The organism is Oleiharenicola sp. Vm1, from assembly GCF_047777955.1.
GTDB lineage: Bacteria > Verrucomicrobiota > Verrucomicrobiia > Opitutales > Opitutaceae > Didemnitutus.
Map to the genome: position 1 here is coordinate 3697104 of NZ_CP180537.1, position 20731 is coordinate 3717834.

Here is a 20731-nt window from a genome sequence, read left to right on the forward strand (position 1 = left end):
GTCTCGGGGCCCTCAGCAGCCCGGGGGCAAACCGGCCGCGAGCCTCATCGAGGGTGTAGCCGAAAAGGCGGCTGAAGCCCTCGTTGAGCCAGACCACGTTGCCCGCGGGATCGGCCAGGCCGACGGCATTGGCCGTGTGGCTGGCCACGAGCGCCAGCCGCTGCGCCTCCGCCTCCGTGCGCCGCAGGTCGGTCGTCATTTGCTCGGCCAGACGCAGCGCGCGCGAACGGGACGTCGTCAGGACCCGGGTCAGACCCGTGCCGAGCAGCGCGACCACCAGGCCGCCGAACAAGAGCAGCTGCGGCGTCCGGGAACGTCCGGCCGCATCGAAGCTCGGCCGCGTCCGCACCCGGAGGGTCATGGGCTGCCCGTAGAGCGAGAGCGGCAGCGTCTTCGCGAAGGTCGGTTCCCCCGCGGACGGCGTCGCGGGCGCCGCACCGGCGGGCGCGGCATCGCCGTGGTTCAGCAGCACCGCGCCGTTCGCGTCGGCGCCCTGCACGAGCTCGAACTCGAGCTGGTCGTCGACCACTTCGCTCGCCTGCTCCACTAGGTGATCCAGCCGCAGGGCCGCATAGACCCAGCCGTGAAGCGCCCCGACACGCGGGCCGGAGGCCGCCCCATCCGGGCCGCGGAATACCGGCAGAAACAGCAGGAAACCGGGGGCGTCCTCCCGGCCGACGATGAGATTGATCTTGCCCGACAACGCGAGGCGACCGGTCTGGAGCGACAGCTCCGCCGCCGCCCGGCGATTGGTGCCCGCGCCGATGTCCACGCCCAACGCGCGGTCGTTGAGGTCGGCGGGAGCGATTGCCGCCACGAGCCAGAGCTCGTCGTGCGGGCTGTCCATCTGCGCCGCGTAATGCGGGTAACCCGCTCGCCGGCGTTCCGCGACGAATGCCGGGGCGTCCGCCCGCGCCACCGGTTTGACGAAGCCCAGCCCGACGACGCCGTTGCCCAGGTAGGGGATCTCCCGCGCCACGTGCTCGCTCCATTCCGCCGCGCCCGGCAAGCCCCGCTGCCCCGCCAGGGCCGCCAAGCCGGAGAGCGACTGTTCCGTGGGCCGGAAAAGGTTCTCGATGCCCGCCGCCAGCCGTGCGGCCAGGCGGTCAAAGCGATCCGCCTCGATCCGCCGCAACTCGATGCGCACCAGCCACCACCCGGCGAAGGCGAGCGCCAGCGAGAGACCGCCCACCAGCAGCGTCAACCGCCAGCTCGCGTCGCTCGTGGCGAGGGTGGATTCACGCCGAAGCATCGTCCTTCAGGATGCTCCAGGGCCGGCCGGTCGCCAGTTCTTTTTCTAGGTCAGGTGCCGCCCCACCCAGTCGGCGGCACTGCCCTGCGTCGGCGCATGCAGCAGCGCGCGCAAGTGGGCCGCCAGCTCGCGCGTCCGGGCGGCGCGCGCCGGATCGCCCAGGCAGGCGCGCAGCTGGGCCGCCAGCGCTGCCGGCGTCGCCGCGCCTTGGATGAACTCCGGATACATCGCCTCCTTGAGCAGCAGGTTCGCGATGCCGATGAACTCCACCTTCACGATCAGGCGGCCGAGGAAATACGTCAGCGGATCGGTCTTGTAGGTCAGCGCCCCCGGCAGGCCGGCCAGCGCGCACTCGAGCGACATCGTGCCGCTCGCGGTCAGCACCGCGGCGCCCCCGACCGGCGCGCCGCCGCCGGCGCGCAACTCGACCCGCGCACCGACCGGCGACGCGGCCTGGAGCGTCGCGAGCAGCGCGCGGATCTCCTCGCTCGGATACAACGCCACGGCGCGCCGCTCACCGCCCGCCGCGGCGAAAGCCTCGAGCAACACCGGGAACAGGCGCTTCACCAGCGCGCGCCGGCTGCCGGGCAGCAGCAGCACCGGCCCCGCCGGATCGAAGGCGACCGGGAGCTGGTAGTCGGGCGAAAGGAACGGGTGCCCGACAAACTCGACCGGCAGCGTCGTGTCGGCATAGGCCGCCGGCTCGAAGGGAAAGATCGCCGCCACGCCGTCGAGGTGTTTCGCCATCGCGAAGCGCCGCCCCGCGCGCGAGGCCCAGATCTGCGGGCTGATGTAGTAGAGCGCCCGGGTCGGCCCGCCCGCCTTGGCCGAGAAGCCGCGCTCGAACAGCCCGCGCGCGATGCGGAGGTTCAGGCCCGACGAATCGACGAAGCACACCGCGCGCGGCCGGTGCTCGCCCACCCAGCGCACGACCTCGGCGATGAGCGCGCGGTAATACGAGAGCTGGGCCAGCACGGCGAAGCCCATCGTCGACCCGACCGTGAGGTCGCGCAGCAGCTGCGCCCCCGCCGCGGCCAGGCGCGGTCCGCCGAGCGCACAGACGCGGACGTCCGGCCGCTTCGCTCGCAACTCGCGCACCAGGCGCGCCGCGTGGGCGTCGCCGGAGTGCTCGGCCGCGACGACGAGCAGGTCCACCGCGCCGCCGAGCGGCGCGGGCAGGGTCGTGGTCGTGAGCGTGCCCGCGGACGCCATCAGGATTTCTGCGCCCGGCGGATCTGGTCGGTGATCGCGATCGCGACCTCGAGCGCCGACTTGCCGAGCGCGGCGCCGACCTTGGGCTGCTTCGCCTCGCCCACGCTCTCGAGGAAGTGCGCCAGCTCGATCGCCAGCGGCTCGCCCTTCTCGATCGGGATTTCATGCACCGGGATCGACGACGCGTCGCCGGCCTTGGCCAGACCGATCTTCAGCTTCACGCCGTAGGCGATGATGTCGCTCTTCTTCACCAGGTGGCCCTTCTGGTTCATGAAATCGAGCGAGAGGTAGGCGTTGTCCTGGAAGACGCGGATCTCGCGGTTCTTCTTCAGGCTCATGCGCGACGCCGTCAGATTCGCCACGCAGCCGCTCTCGAACTCGATGCGGGCATTGGCGATGTCCTCGGTCTTGGAGAGGACGTTGATGCCCACGCTGTCGATCTTGCGGATGGGCGACTGCACGAGGGCGAGCACGATGCCGATGTCGTGGATCATCAGGTCGAGCACGACGCCGACCTCCGTGCCGCGCGTGGTATAGGGCGCGAGGCGCTCCGTCGTGATGTATTGCGGCCGGCCGGTGTGCTTCTCGAGGTAGGCCATCACCGGGTTGAAATGCTCGATGTGGCCGACCTGCACGATGCGGCCGGCCTTCTGCGCCGCGGCGAGCACGCGCTCGGCCTCCTCGAGCGAGGCGCAGAGCGGCTTCTCGATCAGCAGGTGGCAGCCCGCGGCCAGCAGCGGCAACGCGACCTGCTCGTGCAGGTCCGTCGGAACGACGACGCTGACCGCCTCGCAGGCGGCGCCGAGCTCGGCGAGCGTGGCGAAGCGCCGGCAGTTGTGCTTCGCGCAAATCTCCGCCGCGCGCGCGTCGCTCGTCTCGTAGATGCCGACCAGCTCGGCGTTCGGGAGCGACGCATAGATGCGCGCGTGGTGTTGGCCGAGCGAACCGACGCCGGCGACGCCGCACTTGATCTTGGACTTAGCCATGCGCGCGACGGTAGCGGGCGCGCCGCACGGGGCCATGCAAAAGATGCGGGGCGGCTTGCCGGCAAATCGCCCGTCGCCTCGCCCTACATTTTCGCCGGCGCGCGCCTCAGCGCCAGCGGCCCTGATGGAGAAAAAGCTGCCGCTGCGTCTTGGCGGCGTGGGCGGCGTTGTGCGTCACGAGCGCGAGGGCGGTCTTCTCCTCGGCGCAGACCTCGAGCAGCAGCTGGATCACCTCGTCGCCCGTGCGCTCGTCGAGGTTGCCCGTCGGCTCGTCGGCGAGGAGGAGTGGCGGACGGTTCATCAGCGCCCGGGCCACGGCCACGCGCTGGCGCTCGCCGCCGGAGAGGTGCGCCGGCACGTGGTTCGCGCGGTCGGCGAGGCCGACGCGCCGCAGCAAGGCCGCGGCGCGGTCGCGCTGGGCCGCGGTCGGCGCGCCGAGCATGCGCGCGCCCATCAGGACGTTCGCCAGGGCGTCGATCTCGGGGATGAGGTAGTAGGCCTGGAAGACCATGCCGAGGAACCGGCCGCGGCGGGCGGTGAGCTCGCTCAGCGTGAGCTTCGCGGTGGCTTCGGCGCCCCAGAAGATCTCGCCGGCGTCGGGCCGGTCGAGGCCGGCAAGGAGGTTGAGCAGCGTGCTCTTGCCCGAGCCGGATTCGCCGCGGATCGAGACGCTCTCGCCCGGCGCGATGGCGAGATCGACGCCGCGCAGGACCTCGAGCGTGGCGTCGCCACTGCGGTAGTTCTTCCGCAGGCCGCTGGCGCGCAGGACGGGCGTCGCGTCACTCACTGCGCAGGGCCTCCACGGGTTTCAGGCGCGCGGCGCGCCAGGCGGGGATGAGGCCCGCCAGCGTCGCGGCGGCGAGCGAGAAGACGACGATGATCGCCACGTCCTTTGGCGCGGTGTGTGCCGGCAGCGAGCTGAACTGGTAGAACTTCACGAACGCCTCCTGCCCCATCGTGAAGCTCGCGATCAGGCGCACGATGGCGTCGCGCCAGTGCAGCAGGGCGAAGCCGAGCCCGAGCCCGACCGCCGTGCCGCCCGCGCCGATGACGAGGCCCTGGGCGCAGAAGCACAGGGCGACGTCGCGCGCCTTGCCGCCCATCGCCGCGAGCAGGCCGATCTCGCGCGTCTTGCGCACGACCGACATCAGCAGCGAGCTGGTGATGGAGAACGCGGCCACGACGATGATGAAGGTGAGGAGGAAGAAGATCATGTTGCGCTCGAAGCTGAGCACGGCCTGGAAATCGGCGTTCGATTCGAACCAGGTCAGCGCGTAGGCTTGCGGCGGCAGGGCGTCGTTGAGCGCGGAGGCGACGGCGTATTCGTCCGCGCCGGGCTGCAGCCGGACGTTGTAGCCGTGCACGGTGCGGCCGAGACCGTAGAGGTCCTGCATCAGCCGGAGCGAGCAGAGCACGGTGGAGCTGTCGAGCTGCTGGTGCCCGATCTGGAAGATGCCGGCGACGCGCACCTCGCGCGGGAGGAGGACCTCGTTCTGCTTCAGGCGCTCCATCATCAGCGGCGAGTAAACGCTGACGTTGTCGCCGACGCGCACGCCCAGCGAGCGGGCGAGGATCGAGCTGAGGATCACCGAGTCGTCGTCGAGGTCGTCGAGCCGGCCCGCGATGAGGTAGCGCTGGAGCGGGATCACTTCCTTCATCCGCTCGACGTCGAAGCCCGTGATGGCGGGAAACGCCGGCCGGCGCTCGAACTCGAGCATGACGACGCCGGCCGCGAACGGCGCGAAGCTGGCGACGCCGGGCTGTTTCCGCAGCGCGTTCTCCGTCGCCGTGGCGAGCTGCGGGTCCAGCACGCCGCGGGCGCGCACCTGCACCTCGCCCTGCGTGTCGATGATCATGCGCTGGATCTGGTGGCCGAAGCCGCCCATCACGCTCGTCGAGACGAGCATGAGCGCCACGCCGAGCCCGACGCCGAGGACCGAGATCAGCGTGAAGAACGACACCCGCCCGGTCGGGAAGAGCTGCTTGAGGGCGAGGTAGATCGGCCAGGGCATCTTCAGTTAAACCACAGAGACACAGAGGACACGGAGAAGAGGGCTGGGTTCTCTGTGCCCTCTCGGTCTCCGTGGTTCAAACCTCAAGTGGCCGCGGTCGTCGGCCGCAGCGACGGGAAGAGGATCACGTCGCGGATGCTCTCGGCGCCGGTGAGCAGGATGCAGAGGCGGTCGATGCCGACGCCCATGCCGCCGGCCGGCGGCATGCCGTGCTCGAGGGCGAGGAGGAAGTCGGTGTCCATCTTCTGCACTTCCTCGCCGACCTGCTTCTCGAACATCTCGCGCTGCACGAACGGGTCGTTCTGCTCCGAATAGGCGGGCGCGACCTCCATGCCGCCGATGATGCACTCGAAGACGTCGATCAGGCCGGGGTCCTCGGCGTTGAGCTTGGCCAGCGGGCAGAGCTCCTTGGGCAGGTGGGTGACGAAGGTCGGCTGGATGAGCGTGGGCTCGATCTTCTTGCCGAAGATCTCGTTCACGACCTCGTAGGTCTCCCAGCCCGAGTGGACCTCGAGCCCGAGCTTCTGGCAGGCCTCGATCGCCTTCTCGCGATACTCGGGCTTGCCGCGGTAGGCACTGAGGTTGAAGCCGACCGCCTCGTCGATGAGGGTGAAGTAGCGCACGCTGCGCCACTCGCCGGCGAAATTGATCATCTGGCCGCTGGCGGCGTGCTTGATCTCGGTGGCGCCGATGACGTCGCGGCAGAGGTCGGCGAAGATGGCCTTCAGCAGGTCCATCATGCCGTGGAAATCCGAGTAGGCCTGGTAGACCTCGAGCATGGTGAACTCGGGGTTGTGCTTGCGCGAGACGCCCTCGTTGCGGAAGACGCGGCCGATCTCGAACACGCGGTCGTAGCCGCCGACGAGCAGGCGCTTCAGGCGCAGCTCGAGCGCGATGCGGAGGAAGAAGTCCGTGCCGAGCGCGTTGTGGTGGGTGACGAACGGCCGCGCCGCGGCGCCGCCGGCCACGCCCTCGAGCATGGGCGTCTCGACCTCGAGGAACTTCCGGTGCGCGAGCGTGGAGCGGATGCTGGCGACGATCTTGCTGCGCAGCATGAGGCGCGCGCGCGACTCGGGGTTCACGATCAGGTCGAGGTAGCGCTGGCGGTAGACCTGCTCGGCGTCGGTCAGGCCGTGCCACTTCTCCGGGAGCGGGCGCAGGGCCTTCGCCACGAGCGCGTAGCGGTCGACCTTGACCGTGATCTCGCCGGACTTGGTTTTGAAGAGCGTGCCTTCGGCGCCGACGATGTCGCCGAGGTCGAGTTTCTTGAAGGCCGCGTAGGCCTCGTCGCCCACGAGGTCCTTCTTCACGTAGAGCTGGATCTGGCCCTGCTGGTCGAGAATCTTGACGAACTGGCTCTTGCCCATGTCGCGGATGACGACGAGGCGGCCGGCGACCTTGACCGGCACGGTGTAGTCCTGACCCTCGATGTAGGCTTTGAGCGCCTCACCCGAAAAGTGCGTCTGCTCGCAGTTGGCGCGGAACGGGTCCGAGCCCGCGGCGCGCATGTCCTGCAGCTTCTTGAGCCGCACGGCATACTGGTCGTGGGTGATGTCTTGAGGAATCTCGCTCATGGAACCGCGCACGATTGGCCGCGGCCCGCACCGGGGCAAACGGAAATTGGGTTCTAGCCGGCGGCCCGGACGGGGCCCGCGCCGCCCCTCAACGCTTCACCGCCCGGGCATAAACCACGTTGGTCTCGATCGCCTCGACCTTGCGCCGGACGACTTCCGCCCGCACCCGCGCCTCGACCAGCTGTCGCTCGGCCTCGGTGAGCATCTCGATCGTGCCGCGGTAGCCGGAGCCCATGACGATGCTCCACCAATCCTGCGGCGCCGCCAGCACGTGCGTGCCGGCCTCGGCTTCCGCCCGCACCTCCTCCACCCCGCCCTCGCGCATCATCGCGGTCACGGCCGCGGGCGTCGCGATGCGATCCCACGGGTTGAAATCCTTGTGGAGCTCCGGGCGAACCTCGCGCACGGCCTCCCAGAAGATCGCGTTGGCCGGCTCGAACACCCGCGGCCCCCAGGTCGTGAGCGCCAGCTGGCCGCCGGGGCGCACCCAGCGCCACAACGCCCGCACCGCCGCCGGCATGTCCGGCAGAAAGAAGATCCCGAACACGCACACCACCGCGTCGAAGCTCCCCGCCTCCGCGGGCAGCTCCGTGAAATCCCCGACGCGAAACTCGAGCTGCGCCAGGCCGCGGCTCGCCGCCTTCGCCTTGCCCAGCTCGACCAGCCCGAGCGCCAGATCCACCGCGAGCACGCGCCCGCCGGCGCCGACCGCCTCCGCCGCCGGCACCGCCGACGCGCCGCTGCCGCAGCAGACATCGAGCACCCGCTGCCCGTCCTTCAACCCCAGCCGGGCCACCGTCGCCCGCCCGAACCGCCCCCAGAACGACAGCGCCGGGAGGTCGTAACAGTCCGCCGCCGCGTGGTAGGTCGCGCGCGCCCGGGCCGTCACTGGATTCGAGGAAAACATCGGCCCACCTTGGCAATTCCCGCCGCGCGCGCGCAAGGGGCGCGCCCTACGCCTTTCGGCTAGAAAAACGATGCAACGGCGCGCGCAAAGCCGCGCCGGGCTCCGTTTCGCCGCGCGGTCACCAAACCCTTGCGCGAACGCCGGCGCTCGGCGACAGTCCGCCCGTCCATGTCGCACCCGCCCGGCCCTCCCGCTCGCGCCCCCGCCCTCGACCTCGTCGACTGGGGCCGCACCGCCTACGCGGACGCCTGGCGCCGGCAGGAGGAACTCGTCGCCGCGCGCAACGACGGCCGCGCCGCCGACACGCTCGTCTTCACCGAGCACGATCCGGTCTTCACGCTGGGCGTGCGCCGCGGCGCCGAGCAGAACCTCCTCTGGGACCCCGCCGAGCTCGCCCGCCGCGGCATCGCGCTGGTGACGACCAACCGCGGCGGCGACATCACCTACCACGGCCCCGGGCAGATCGTCGGCTACCCGATCGTGCACCTCGCCCCGCGCAAGGACCTGCACGCCTACCTGCGCTTCCTCGAGGAGGTGATGATCGCGAGCGTCGCCCGCTTCGGCCTCGCCGCCGGCCGCAACCCCGGCAAGACCGGCATCTGGATCGGGAAGCGCAAGATCGCCGCCATCGGCGTCGCGGTGAAGAAATGGACCACGTTCCACGGCTTCGCGCTGAACGTGAACACCGACCTCGCCCCCTTCACCGGCATCATCCCCTGCGGCATCACCGCCGCCGACGGCACCGTCACCTCGATGCACCTCGAGCTCGGCCGGCCGGTCGACCTCGCCGCCGTGAAGCGGACCCTCGCCGCCGAGTTCCGCGCGCGCCTGCCGGAGTTCTTCGCCGGCGCGACGGCATGAGCGAGCCCGCGCCCGCCGCCGCCCCCTCGCCCGCCGCGTGCGGCTCGGCCTCGCCGTGCTGCTGCTCGCCCTCGCCGCCGCGTGGAGCAACAGCTTCGCCGTGCCGTTCCTCTTCGACGACGTCACCTCGCTCGACGCCAACGCCTCCATCCGCCACCTCTGGCCGCTCGTGCCCGGCCCGCTCGCGCCGCCCGCCGGCGGCGACACCGTCTCCGGCCGCCCGCTCCTCAACCTCAGCTTCGCGCTCAACCACGCCGTCAGCGGCCGCGCCGTCTGGAGCTACCACGCGCTCAACCTCGCGATCCACGCCGCCGCCGCGCTCCTGCTTTTCGGCCTCGTCCGCCGCACCCTGCGCACCCCGCCGCTGCGAGAGCGCTTCGCGGCCGACGCCGACTGGCTCGCGCTCGCCGTCGCCGCGCTCTGGGCGCTGCACCCGCTGCAGACCGAGTCCGTCACCTACCTCTCGCAGCGCGCCGAGTCGCTCGCGGCGCTGCTGGCCTTCGCCACGCTCTACGCCTTCGCGCGCGGCTGGTTCGCGGCCGCGTTCCTCGCCGGCCTCGCCGGCATGGCCGCCAAGGAAACCACCGTCGTCGTGCCGGTGCTCGCCGCGCTCTACGCCCGCTGCTTCCTCGCCGCCGGCTGGCGCGACACGTGGCGGCGCTTCGCGCGGCCGCTGCTCGCGCTCGCCGCGACCTGGCTGCTGCTCGCCGCGCTGCTCGCCCTCTTCGGCAACCGCGGCGGCACCGCCGGGCTCGGCACCGCCTCGTCGCTCGACTACGCGCTCGCCCAGCCCGCCGCGATCCTGCGCTACCTGCGCCTCGCGCTCTGGCCGCACCCGCTGGTGTTCGACTACGGCCAGCGCCCGCCGGCGTTCGACGCCGGCGCCCTCGCCGCGCTGCTGGCGATCCTCGTCCTGCTCGGCGCCACGCTCGCGGCGCTGGCGCGCCGCCCCGCCCTCGGCTTCGCCGGCGCGGCGTTCTTCCTCCTGCTCGCGCCGAGCTCGAGCGTCGTGCCCGTGGCCTCGCAGTTCATGGCCGAACACCGCATCTACGCCGCGCTCGCGCTCGTCGTCGTCCTCGCCGCGCTCGCGCTCCACCGCGTCCTCGGCCGCGCCGCGCTCTACGTTCTCGCCGCCCTCGCCCTCGTCGCCGGCCTCGCCACCCACGCCCGCAACCGCACCTACCGCACCGACCTCGCGCTCTGGTCCGACGTCGTCGCCCGGGCCCCGCGCAACGCCCGCGCGTGGGTCAACCACGGCCTCGCGCTCGAGGCGGCCGGCCGCTCGCCCGAGGCGCTCGACTCGTTCGCCAACGCCGTGGCGCTCGAGCCGGTGTTTCCCTTCGGCCACAACAACTACGGCCAGGCCCTTCTGCACGCCGGGCGCACGGACGAGGCGCTGCGGGAATTCGAGCTCGCGATCGCCCAGAATCCCCGGCTCGCCGCCGCGCATTTCAACCGCGCCAACGTCCTGCTCGCCCTCGGCCGCGTCGAGGACGCCATCGCCGGCTTCGCGACCGCCGTGCGCCTGCAGCCCGGCCTCACCGACGCGCGCCTGAACCTCGGCAGCGCCCTCCACCGCGCGCGGCGCTACGCCGAGGCCGAGGCCGTGAACCGCGCCCTGCTCGCCGAGCAGCCCGACTCCGTCGCCGCGCACTGCAACCTCGCCAGCACGCTCTTCGCCACGCGCCGCGAGGCCGAGGCGCTCGCGCACCTCGCCCGCGCCGTCGCGCTCGCGCCGGACAACCTCACCGCCCGCGTCAACTACGGCACCGCCCTCGCCGTGCTCGGACGCCCCGCCGAGGCCGTGGCGCAGTTCCGCGCCGCCACTGAGCTGCGCCGCGACGATCCCGCGCTGCTCCTCAACTACGCCGCCGTGCTCGCCCAGGCCGGCGACGCCCCCGCCGCCCGCACCGCGCTCGACCGCGTGCTCGCGCTCCAGCCGGGCAACCGCGACGCCCGGCGCCTGCGCGAACAGCTGCGATGAAACCGGCGCGCCCCTCGACCGCGCGGCGTGGCTTTGGGCCGGCTGCCTGGGGCTCGCGCTCCTCGTCGCCTACTGGCCCGGCCTGCGCACGCCCTTCGTGTTCGACGACCTGCCGTCGCTGCCGCAGAACCCGACGCTCGCCTCGCTCGCGCACGCCTGGAGTCCGCCGCCGGGCGGCCTGACCGTCAGCGGCCGCCCGTTGCTCAATTTCACCTTCGCGCTCAACCGCGCGCTCGGCGGCGACCAGGTGCTCGGTTACCACGTCGCGAACCTCGCGATCCACTTCGCCGCCGCCCTGCTGCTCTTCGGCCTCGTGCGCCGGACGCTGGCGGCGCGGGCCGACGCCGACCGGCTCGCCGGCGTGGTCGCCCTGCTCTGGGCGCTGCACCCGCTGCAAACCGAGTCGGTCACCTACACCGTGCAGCGCGCCGAGTCGCTCGCCGGCCTGTTCATCCTGGCGGCGCTCTACGCCGCGGTCCGCGCCCGCGCCAGCGCGCGGCCGGGGCCCTGGCAGGCGCTGTCCGTCGCCGCGTGCTTCGGCGGCGTGGCGACCAAGGAGACCGCGGTGGTGGCACCGCTGCTCGTCCTGCTCCACGATCGCACGTTCACCGACGGCTCGTTCGCCGCCGCGATCGCGGCCCGCCGGCGTTTTTATCTCAGCCTCCTGTCCTCATGGCTGCTGCTGGCGGTGCTGGTCGCGGGCACGCACGGCCGGAGCGGCTCGGCCAGCCTGGCCGGGCCGGCCAGCCCGTGGCAGTATGCGGCGCTGCAGCTCTCCGCGATCGCGCACTACGCGCGGCTCGCGTTCTGGCCCCGTCCGCTGGCCTTCGACTACGGTCCCTTCCAGGGCGTCGACCTCGCGGCGCTGTTCCCGGGCGCGGTGTTCACCGTGGGCGCGGTCGGGGCGACGGCCTGGCTGCTGTGGCGCCGGCCCGCGCTCGGCTTCCTCGGCGCGAGCTTCTTCGTCCTGCTCGCCCCCAGTTCGAGCGTCGTGCCGATCGTCACCCAGGTCGCGGCCGAGCACCGCGTCTACCTCGCCCTCGCGCCGCTGCTGGTCGCGGTCGTGCTGGCCGGTGCGCTCTGGCTGCCGCGTCCCGCGGCGATCGGCGTCGCGGCCGTCGCGGCGCTCGCCGGCGCCGGTCTGACCTGGCAGCGCAACACCGTCTACGCCACGCCCCTCGGCTTGTGGCGCGACGCCGCGGCCGCGTGCCCGACGAATCCCCGCGCGCACCTCAACCTCGGCGAGCAGCTCTCCCGCGCCGGGCGCCTCCGCGAGGCGATCGCGTGCTTCGAGGCCGCGCTGCGGCTGCAGCCGGACTACGTCACCGCGCTCTACAACCTCGGCACGGCGCTGGTCAGCGACGGCCGGCCGCGCGCCGCGCTCGCGCCGCTGCAGCGCGCCCTGGAGCTCGAGCCGCAGCACGCCGAGGCCGCCTACAACCTCGGCAACGCCTACGCCGCGCTCGGCGCGCACGCGGAAGCCGTGCGCGCATTCACCTGGAGCCTGCGCACCCAGCCCGACCGGGTCGCCGCGCACTACAACCTCGCCAACAGCCTGCTCGCGCTCGACCGCCTGCCCGAGGCCATCGGACACCTGCGCCGCGCCGTCGCGCTCGCCCCGACCTACGCCGACGCGCGCTTCAACCTCGCCAACGCCCTGCTGCAATCCGGCCAGCCGGTCGAGGCCATCGCGGAATACGAGGCCGTCCTCCGGCTCAACCCGCGCGATGCCGACGCCGCGGCCAATCTCCGCCTGGCGCGCCAAGCCGCCGCGCCGATTCGCCCGCCCTGATCCGCGGCGCCCGGCGCCGACCCAGGCGCGCGGGCAACGGCGTTAATTATCCGCGATTAAGCCGCGCACCGCCCCCATCAGCGCACGCGATAGCACGGCGGGGACGCAAAACCCACTTGTCCTTCCGCCGCCTTCGTGTCCTTTCGTATCTCCCTCCGATGACGCCCACCTCGCGCAAACCCGACTGGCTCCGCGCCAAGCTGCCCTCCGGCCCCGGCTACAAGGCCACCCGCGCGCTCGTGGAGTCGAACAAGCTCCACACCGTCTGCCAGTCCGCCCAGTGCCCGAACATCGGCGAGTGCTGGTCGCGCGGCACCGCGACGGTGATGATCCTGGGCAACATCTGCACGCGCTCTTGCAACTTCTGCGCCATCCAGGTCGGCCGCCCGACGGAGTTCGACCTCGGCGAGCCGGCACGCGTCGCCGACGCCGTCGCCAAGATGGGCCTGCGCCACTGCGTCATCACCTCCGTCGCCCGCGACGACCTGAAGGACGGCGGCGCCAGCGTCTGGGCCGCGACCATCCGCGCCACCAAATACAAGAGCCCGTCGTGCGCCATCGAGGTGCTCGTGCCGGACTTCAAGGGCAACCTCGACCAGGTCGACATCGTCCTCGCCGCCAAGCCCGACATCTTCAACCACAACGTCGAGACCGTGGAGCGCCTGCAGAAGCCCGTGCGCGTGCAGGCCCGCTACGACCGCAGCCGCTCTGTGCTCCGCCACGCCAAGAGCCGCGGCTTCACCACCAAGACCGGCATCATGCTCGGCCTCGGTGAGACGCAGGACGAGATCGCGCAGTGCATCCGCGACATCGCGAGCGACAAGACCGACATCCTCACCATCGGCCAGTATCTCCAGCCCACGCCGCAGCACTGGAAGATCGACCGCTGGGTGCCGCCGGAGGAATTCGCGCACTGGAAGAAATTCGGCCTCGAGCTCGGCATCGGCGTCATCGAGTCCGGCCCGCTCGTCCGCTCCAGCTACCACGCCGACGAGCAGTCGCAGAAATACACCGGCGTCGAGCACCTGAACACGCAGAACGCGCTCGCCGCCGCGAAGTGACGCCGCCCCGGCGCCGCCGCGCCGGCCGGCTAAATTAACCTCGCCCCGCCCGACGGCGGGGCTAATTTTTTGCGGGCAAAACAGCTCGCATGGACACCAAACAACAAATCGTCGAGAACTGGTTGCCCCGCTACACGGGCGTCCCCCTCAAGGACTTCGGCCAATACGTCCTGCTCACCAACTTCGACGCCTACGTCGAGACCTTCGCGCAGTGGCACAACGTCCCCGTCATGGGGCGCGACAAGCCGATGAGCTCGGCCACCGCCGACGGCATCACCATCATCAACTTCGGCATGGGCAGCGCCACGGCCGCGACCGTCATGGACCTGCTCACCGCGGTCAACCCGAAGGCCGTGCTCTTCCTCGGCAAATGCGGCGGCGTGAAGCACCGCGCCAAGGTCGGCACCCTCATCCTGCCCATCGCCGCCATCCGCGGCGAGGGCACGAGCAACGACTACTTCCCGCCCGAGGTGCCGGCGCTGCCGTCGTTCGCCCTGCAGAAGGCCATCTCCACCACCATCCGCGACCACAGCCGCGACTACTGGACCGGCACGGTTTACACCACCAACCGCCGCGTCTGGGAGCACGACGCCGAGTTCAAGAAATACCTCGCCCGCCTCCGCGTCATGGCGATCGACATGGAGACCGCCACGATCTTCATCACCGGCTTCCACAACGAAATCCCCACCGGCGCCCTGCTCCTCGTCTCCGACGAGCCGATGACGCCCGAGGGAGTGAAGACCACGGAGAGCGACCGCCGGGTCGACGGCGACCACGTCGCCACGCACATCCGCATCGGCATCGACTCCCTGAAGCAGCTCATCAACCAGGGGCTGACGGTGAAGCACCTCAAGTTCTGAGGGAGGGCGTTGCGAAACCGGACCCGGATCGCTTGGCTCGACGCGGTGTCATGATCGTCCGCATCAAAGGCGCGATTTCGAACTGCTACCTCCTGCTCGGCGACAAGCCGGTGCTGGTCGACACGGGCGCGCCGGGCGACCTGCCGCGCATCCTTTCCGCGCTCAAGCAGCACCACGTCGAGCCGTCGCAGCTCGCGCTCATCCTCCTCACCCACGGCCACAGCGACCACGCCGGCACCGCCGCCGAGCTGCGCGCGCGCAGCGGCCGCCCCGTCGCCCTTCACGCCGGCGACGCGGCGCTCGCTCGCAACGGCGCCAACGGCGTGCTCGCCGCCTCGGGCCCGCTCGGGCGCCTGCTCCGGCCGTTCGTGGACGAGAGCTTCCAGGCCTTCGAGCCGGACATCCAGTTCCGCGAGGCGTTCTCGCTCGAGCCCTACGGGGTCCGCGGCAAGGTCCTGCCCACGCCCGGACACACCGCCGGCTCCGTCTCCGTCGTGCTTGCCTCCGGCGAGGCGATCATCGGCGACGTGCTGCGCGGCTCGATGATGTGGCCCAACCGCGCGCGCCCGCCGTTCTTCTGCAACGACGTCGACCTGAACGCGCGCAGCATCGTGCGTCTCGCCCGCGAGGGCCTGATGCGCTGCCACCCCGGCCAGTTCGGGAGCTTTCCCGGCTCGGAGCTCGGCCGCTACCTCACCACCGGCGGCAACGAGGTGTTCGAGCTCTCCGGCGAGCCGGTGTGAGCTTGTGATTCTCGTCTCGCCGCCACCGATTTGGCGCTTACGCGAACAGCCCGGTCCAGACGAACCAGCCGTAGGCGGCGAGCAGCACCGCGCCAGTCCACCGCGGCAACCCGCCGAACGCGAGCAGGCAGAACGCGTGCAGGACCACCGCGCCGCCGAGCAGGTAGAGGCCGGTGATGAAGAGCGGCGGCACCGCCACGGGCGTGAGGAGCGCGAGCACGCCGAGGCAGAGCGGGATGCAGATGTGCCCGTCGCCGACCTGCGAGCTGTAGACGACGTCCGCGCGCTTCTTCCAGCCCCAGTAGAGCGCGAGCAGCGCGTTGGGCAGCACCATCAGCCAGCCGCTCAGCCAGCCGAGGTTGGCCGCGCTGACGAAGCCGCCCTTCTGCGCCGTGATCCAGGCCACGAGCCAGTCGATGCTCTCGTAGAGCGCCCACGCCGCCGCGAGGACGACGAGGAGGTCGAGGTAGAAGAGGAAGCCGAACGACACCCGGCGCTGGACGTTGTGCTTCATCACGTCGAACACCTGGAACGTCTGCCAGAAGAGGAACAGCCCCACCAGCAGCAGCCCGTCCGTGCGCGTGAGCCGGCCGTCGTCGGCCAGCAGCCACGTGCCGCCGGTGAAGAACAGCACGGCGACGAGCGTGAGCAGGAGCGACAGGCGGTTCACCTGCGCGCCCGTCGCGGCGCTCGCGGCGGCGCCCTTGCCCGCGGACTTGCGGCCGCCCTTCGCCGCCCCGGCCTTCGCGCCGCCCATCACCTGCAGGCCGAACAGCACCGCCGGCAGCCCGAGCAGCAGGGTGAGGTTGGTGACGTTGTTCACGAGGCAGTTGGTCAGCACCTCCTGCGCGGGTCCGCGCCGCTGCCACACGATGGCGACGAAAAGCAGGTTCCCCAAGCCGGAGCAGTAGGGCATCACGAGCGTGCCCAGGGCCGTGCCCTCGAGGCCGTGGTCGAGCATCGCCTCGAGCCGCCACAGCATCAGGAGCGACGCGGCCAGGAAGACCCCGAGGTAGGTCCACGGATCGGTGAGTCCCAGCGACTCGATGAGCGGCGGCAGCACGCCGCGGATTCAGGCGGCGGGCGCGCCGGCGTTCAATAGCGAAGGGGCGCGGCGCCTCCGCCCGGCACGGACCGGCGGCTCACTGCAGCGACGCATCCAGCCGCAGCCAGCGGTTGGAGAGGTCGCGAAAGACCGCGTCGGTGTTCTTCTGCGGGACGTTCTCGCCTGCGGTGATCGTCTGCGCGGCGCTGAAGTCGCCGAGCACGGCGCAGTAGTCGTTGTTGACCATGATGCCGATGAGGTCGCCGGTCTGGGCGAAGACGAGGTCGCCGCGCTTGGGTGCGATCTCGCCGAAGAGGCGCGTCGCGATCCGGTTGTCGATCTTCACGTAGCCGCGGCGGGCCGCGTCGATGCGGAAATGCGTCTCGCCGTAGCGGCCGTCGTCGGCGCGCACGAGCACGACGGACGGGAACTTGAACGGCTCCGTCGCCAGCTTGTAGATCTTCGCGCCCATGAGCGCGGCGAGCGAGTCGTCGAGCGGGACGACGATGACGCGCGGGTCGGCGTTGAGGAAGCGGAGCTCGCCCACCGGGGCCTTGAACGAGCCGCGGGTGAGCTGCCCGGCGATCTGGTCGTAGGCCGGCGGGTTTTCCCAGACCAGGCTGAACGGCGTGTCGCTCAGGTGCGCGAGGGCGTAGACGCGCGTGCCGTCGCTGACGAGGACGGTCTGCGAGTCCTTGTCCTTCACGCTCGGGCTGAAGAGGCCGGGCCGGCGCGTGGTGAGGTGCAGCTGCACGCGGTTGTTGAGGAACTCGGCGAAGAGCGTGTTCGGGTTGATCGGGCGGTTGTCGCGGATCTCCTGGGTCAGCTCGGTCGACTTTTGGGCCAGCTGGCCGACGCCCTGGGCGAGCTGGGTGGTCTGCTCCTGGACCTTGGCGCGCTCCTGGCGCTCGACCTCGATCTGCTGCTTGGCCTCGGTGAGGTTCTGGGTGATGAGCTGCTTCTCCTGCTCGGCGACCTTGACGGCGACGGCGAGCGACTCGATGCGCTGGCGCGCATCGGCGTTGGCGCGCTCGGCCTTGGCGAGCTCGGCCTTCTGGCGCTCGGCCTCGGCGCGGCGCTCCTCCAGCTCGCGCTGCATCTTGGCCAGCTGCTCCTTGGTCAGGAACGCCTCGTTGGTGGCCTCGGAATATTTCTTCTCCAGCTCCTTCGCGGCGGCGGTGGTGGTGGAAAGGGCGCCCTGGAGCTGCTGCTTCTGCTGCTCGAGCTGGGAGAGGGCCTTCTCGCGCTCGGTGAGCGTGCCCTGCGTGTTGTTGAGCTGCGCGGCGAGCTGGTCGCGGGCGGCCTTCTCGTCCTCGAGGGAAACGCGCATGAGCTCGACCATGTCGGCGTTGACCGCGGGCGCGGCGGCGGCGGACGCGGCGGTCGGCGCGGGCGTGTCGAGCGGGCGCTGCGGCTCGGCCTTCTCCCAGCGGGTGAGCGCGAGGAGGTTGAGCAGCAGGAAGTCGCAGATGATGAGGAGAAGCGTCTTGTTCATGACGACGCGGGAGGGGCCGGCTCAGGCCGCGACGGCCGGCTTGGCCTCGAGGATGAGCTTGCGCTTGTAGCTGCGCACGTGGCGGATCTTGACCAGCGCGACGCAGATGATGCCGAAGAGGTTCGAGGAGTAGGCGGCGAGGAGGTTGGCCTCGATCACGCCCAGCACCTGGAGGACGAGCGCGGTGGCGGTGCCGGCGATGCCGACGTAGAGGCCGCCGTCGAAGAGGTTCTCCTCGTTGGCGAGCAGCTCCAGCTTGGTCGCGGCGGGCAGCGGCTGGCGGTCGACCTCCGCGAGCTTGAGCAGGCAGATCACATACATGCCGACCTGGAGCGCGGCGAAGACGGTGATGGAGAGGATGGTGGCGATGTCCATGGCGGGAGCGGTGGTTGAAATCGTCTTGGCGGCCGGCGCGGCAGTCTGGCCGAGGATCGGCACGACGAGGCGGACCTGGTAGTCGGTGGCGGCGGCGGCCTTGAGCAGGAAGGGCTCGGAGAACACGAAGAAGATGAAGGTCAGGATGCTCGCGAGGACGCCGCTGCCCATGCGCGGGAACGCGCCGGGCAGGCGTTTTTCCTCGGGGAAGAACAGGCGCAGGTCGATCGAGCGCAGGAGCAGGAACGCGCCGAGGAGGAACGCGGCGTATTTCGCCAGCACCGCGAGCTCGGGGTGGCGCAGCACGAAGCCGGCGCCGAACTCGAACTCGAGGCCGGAGGCATGCACCACCGGCGCCTGCCGCGTGACGAGCTGGCGGACGGCGCCCTCGCCGCTGGCGAGCGCAAGCCGGAGGTTCTCCGCGCCGGGCTTGCCGAAGGCGATGAGGTAGCGCGCGACGCCGTCGGCCGAGCGCGTCAGCAGCGCGGCGGTGTAGATCACGGGCAGGTGCTCGGGGGCGACGCGGGTGAGATGAGCGAATTGCGCGACCGTGCCGGGATTCGACGCGGTGCGCAGCAGCTCGGAGAGCTGCACCCAGTTGAGGCGTTTGCCGAGGGTGAGGATATCCAGGTAGAAATCCTCGAGCGGGCCCATCTGGCCGGTCGCGACCGCGGTTTCGGCGAGCGCCCGGACCTCGCGCTGCAGCGTCGGGGAGAGATGCTCGGTCTGCCAGAGGTAGGCGGTGAGGAGGATGACGGCGTCGAGCGGCTGGCCGCCGGGGCGGCGGGCCGGCACGAAGCGCTGCGTCGTGGTGAGCTCGCCGGTCTTGAGCAGCGCCTGCACGCCGGGGAGGCGGGAGACGGAGAGGTATTTCCGCATCGCGTCGCGCGCCGGCGCAGTGACGAGGAATTTGAGCACGGGCGTCGGCTCGGCCGGCGTCGCCGCGGTGCGCCCGACCAGCAGCGGCTCGAGCGCGGGATCCCAGCCGCCCCACGGGACCATGTCGCGGTGGCGCTTCAGGTAATCCTCGCAGAGCACGCCCACGGCGCCGGCGCCGGGATCGTTCACCGTCCGCGCGGCCTCGAGCACGAGCTGGGCCGGGCCGGGCCGGTCGAGGTCGAGCAGCGCGCGGGCGAAGGCGGCGACGCTCTGGGTGCCCCGCCCGGCCTCGCGCAGCAACGCCGGGTTGAGCGACTTGACGTTCACCGGCAGCAGCCAGGCCCCGGCGAGCAGGGCCAGTCCCGCGAGCACGCCCGCGATCCACGCGACGGAGATCGCGCCGGGCAGGGCGGTGTCGGGCTTCGGCATGCGGGTGGACATAGCGTGGAGCGGCAGTGGCGAAAACTATTTATTTGCGCGCGACTTGCGCGGGCAAATACGCTGCGCAGCGTTACGACCCATGCCGCTGCGAATTGTTCACTACGATGATCCCGTGCTCCGTAAGAAAGGCGCCAAAATCGCGACTTACGACGCGGCCCTGCGCAAGCTCGCGGCCGAAATGGTCGCCGCGATGCACGGCGCGCACGGCATCGGCCTGGCGGCGCACCAGATCGGCCAGGCCGTCCAGCTGTGCGTGATCGACCTGCGCGAGACCGAGGTGGATTTCGACTGGGAGCTCGACGGCGCCAAGCCGCCGCTCGAGCTGTTCATGCCGATGGTCATCACCAACCCCGTCATCGACGCCGTGCCCGAGCCGCAGACCGCGATGGAGGAGGGCTGCCTGTCGTTCCCCGAGATCCGCGGCGATGTCACGCGCCCGGACGAGATCGCGGTGAAGTATCAGGACGAGCACGGCACGCCGCACACGCTGCGCTGCAACGGCCTGTTCGCCCGCTGCGTGCAGCACGAGGCCGATCACCTGAACGGCATCCTCTTCATCTCGCGCATGGACAAGTCCACGCTCGAGGCGCTCGAGCCGCAGCTCAAGGCGCTCAAGAAGCAGACGCGCGAAGCGGCGAAGAAGTGACGCTGCCATGGCCGAAGCCGGCAAAGCTCCCGCGCGCTCCATCGCCACCCGCACCGGCGACGACGGCAGCACTTCCCTGCTCTACGGCCAGCGCGTGCCCAAGCACCACCCGCAGATCGAGGCCGTCGGCGCGCTCGACGAACTGAACGCCGCGCTCGGTTTCGCCAAGGCGACGCAGCCCGCGGGCGCGGACCGCGCCGAGCTCGAGCGGATCCAGCAGGAGCTCGTCGCCTTCATGGGCGAGATCGCCTGCGCCGAGGCCGACGCCGGGCGCTACGCCGCCTCGAAATTTTCCCAGATCGACGCCGCGGCGCTCGCGCGCCTCGACGCCGCCGTCGCCGCCATCGAGGCCCGCCAGCCGAAGTTCGACGGCTGGGCCACGCCTGGCGCGAACCTGCACGCCGCGGCGCTCGAACTCGCGCGCACCGCGGCGCGCCGCGCCGAGCGCCGGGTCTCCGGCCTCGCGGCCGGCGGGAAGACCGTGCGCCCGCTGCTGCTGCAGTATCTCAACCGCGCCTCGGACCTGCTCTGGCTCCTGGCCCGCGAGGCGGAAAGCCGCTAGCCCCGCTCCGCCCCGGCGGGCCGCGGAAGCGGCGCTTGTCTTCC

At 71.3% G+C, this 20731-nt stretch carries 17 protein-coding genes and 1 pseudogene; 8 read left to right on the top strand and 10 right to left on the bottom strand.

The genetic code is table 11. The features are described 5' to 3' along the window. Positions 1–82: 82 nt before the first annotated feature. From ACMYLB_RS17800 to ACMYLB_RS17830, 7 genes and pseudogenes are all read right to left on the bottom strand, one after another. Positions 83–1252 (bottom strand): annotated as a pseudogene (locus tag ACMYLB_RS17800) (CHASE domain-containing protein); the annotation flags it as partial. 45 nt (positions 1253–1297) lie between these two features. Further along, the gene (locus ACMYLB_RS17805; protein WP_415908284.1) at positions 1298–2464 is read right to left on the bottom strand and encodes a lipid-A-disaccharide synthase; all 1167 of its coding nucleotides are present in this window, start codon (positions 2462–2464) and stop codon (positions 1298–1300) included. Next, the gene (locus ACMYLB_RS17810) at positions 2464–3450 is read right to left on the bottom strand and encodes a Gfo/Idh/MocA family oxidoreductase (RefSeq protein ID WP_415908285.1); all 987 of its coding nucleotides are present in this window, start codon (positions 3448–3450) and stop codon (positions 2464–2466) included. Before ACMYLB_RS17810 ends, ACMYLB_RS17805 begins: the two co-directional genes overlap by 1 nt. Before the next feature lie 106 nt (positions 3451–3556). Then, positions 3557–4237, bottom strand: a complete 681-nt coding sequence (locus ACMYLB_RS17815) for an ABC transporter ATP-binding protein (protein ID WP_415908286.1) — start codon at positions 4235–4237, stop codon at positions 3557–3559. Continuing rightward, a complete protein-coding gene (locus ACMYLB_RS17820) occupies positions 4230–5462 on the bottom strand; it encodes an ABC transporter permease (protein ID WP_415908287.1) in 1233 nt (410 codons plus the stop codon). The genes ACMYLB_RS17815 and ACMYLB_RS17820 overlap by 8 nt, the downstream gene beginning before the upstream one ends. An 83-nt stretch (positions 5463–5545) precedes the next feature. Further along, entirely contained in the window at positions 5546–7036 is a 1491-nt protein-coding gene (gene lysS, locus ACMYLB_RS17825) for a lysine--tRNA ligase (RefSeq protein ID WP_415908288.1), read from the bottom strand. 88 nt (positions 7037–7124) lie between these two features. Then, positions 7125–7943: a class I SAM-dependent methyltransferase gene (locus ACMYLB_RS17830; RefSeq protein ID WP_415908289.1), complete on the bottom strand. Its 819-nt coding sequence runs from the start codon at positions 7941–7943 to the stop codon at positions 7125–7127. Between the two features lie 168 nt (positions 7944–8111). On the opposite strand from ACMYLB_RS17830, the gene lipB reads away from it, so the two are divergent. From lipB to ACMYLB_RS17860, 6 genes are all read left to right on the top strand, one after another. Then, positions 8112–8804, top strand: coding sequence for a lipoyl(octanoyl) transferase LipB (lipB, locus tag ACMYLB_RS17835; protein ID WP_415908290.1), 693 nt, complete (start codon positions 8112–8114; stop codon positions 8802–8804). A gap of 37 nt (positions 8805–8841) precedes the next feature. Beyond that, the gene (locus tag ACMYLB_RS17840) at positions 8842–10788 is read left to right on the top strand and encodes a tetratricopeptide repeat protein (RefSeq protein ID WP_415908291.1); all 1947 of its coding nucleotides are present in this window, start codon (positions 8842–8844) and stop codon (positions 10786–10788) included. Positions 10789–10885: 97 nt separating this feature from the next. Continuing rightward, complete coding sequence (locus ACMYLB_RS17845; protein ID WP_415908292.1) at positions 10886–12580, top strand: tetratricopeptide repeat protein; 1695 nt, start codon at positions 10886–10888, stop codon at positions 12578–12580. Positions 12581–12738: 158 nt separating this feature from the next. Continuing rightward, positions 12739–13641, top strand: a complete 903-nt coding sequence (lipA, locus tag ACMYLB_RS17850; protein ID WP_415908293.1) for a lipoyl synthase — start codon at positions 12739–12741, stop codon at positions 13639–13641. Between the two features lie 89 nt (positions 13642–13730). Next, a complete protein-coding gene (locus tag ACMYLB_RS17855) occupies positions 13731–14501 on the top strand; it encodes an AMP nucleosidase (RefSeq protein WP_415908294.1) in 771 nt (256 codons plus the stop codon). Between the two features lie 50 nt (positions 14502–14551). After that, on the top strand, positions 14552–15244 hold the full coding sequence (locus ACMYLB_RS17860) for an MBL fold metallo-hydrolase (RefSeq protein WP_415908295.1): 693 nt from the start codon (positions 14552–14554) through the stop codon (positions 15242–15244). A gap of 37 nt (positions 15245–15281) precedes the next feature. Here the strand turns inward: ACMYLB_RS17860 and ACMYLB_RS17865 are convergent, their stop codons facing one another. The 3 genes from ACMYLB_RS17865 to ACMYLB_RS17875 all read right to left on the bottom strand — a co-directional run bounded on the left by ACMYLB_RS17865 (position 15282) and on the right by ACMYLB_RS17875 (position 19467). After that, a complete protein-coding gene (locus tag ACMYLB_RS17865; protein WP_415908296.1) occupies positions 15282–16307 on the bottom strand; it encodes a sodium:calcium symporter in 1026 nt (341 codons plus the stop codon). Positions 16308–16386: 79 nt separating this feature from the next. Further along, positions 16387–17784, bottom strand: a complete 1398-nt coding sequence (locus ACMYLB_RS17870; RefSeq protein WP_415908297.1) for a hypothetical protein — start codon at positions 17782–17784, stop codon at positions 16387–16389. Between the two features lie 21 nt (positions 17785–17805). Then, entirely contained in the window at positions 17806–19467 is a 1662-nt protein-coding gene (locus ACMYLB_RS17875; protein WP_415908298.1) for a hypothetical protein, read from the bottom strand. A gap of 91 nt (positions 19468–19558) precedes the next feature. Here ACMYLB_RS17875 and def point away from each other — a divergent pair, with 91 nt between their 5' ends. Continuing rightward, the gene (def, locus tag ACMYLB_RS17880; RefSeq protein ID WP_415908299.1) at positions 19559–20125 is read left to right on the top strand and encodes a peptide deformylase; all 567 of its coding nucleotides are present in this window, start codon (positions 19559–19561) and stop codon (positions 20123–20125) included. A 7-nt stretch (positions 20126–20132) separates the two neighbouring features. Beyond that, the gene (locus ACMYLB_RS17885) at positions 20133–20687 is read left to right on the top strand and encodes a cob(I)yrinic acid a,c-diamide adenosyltransferase (protein WP_415908300.1); all 555 of its coding nucleotides are present in this window, start codon (positions 20133–20135) and stop codon (positions 20685–20687) included. Positions 20688–20731 lie beyond the last annotated feature (44 nt).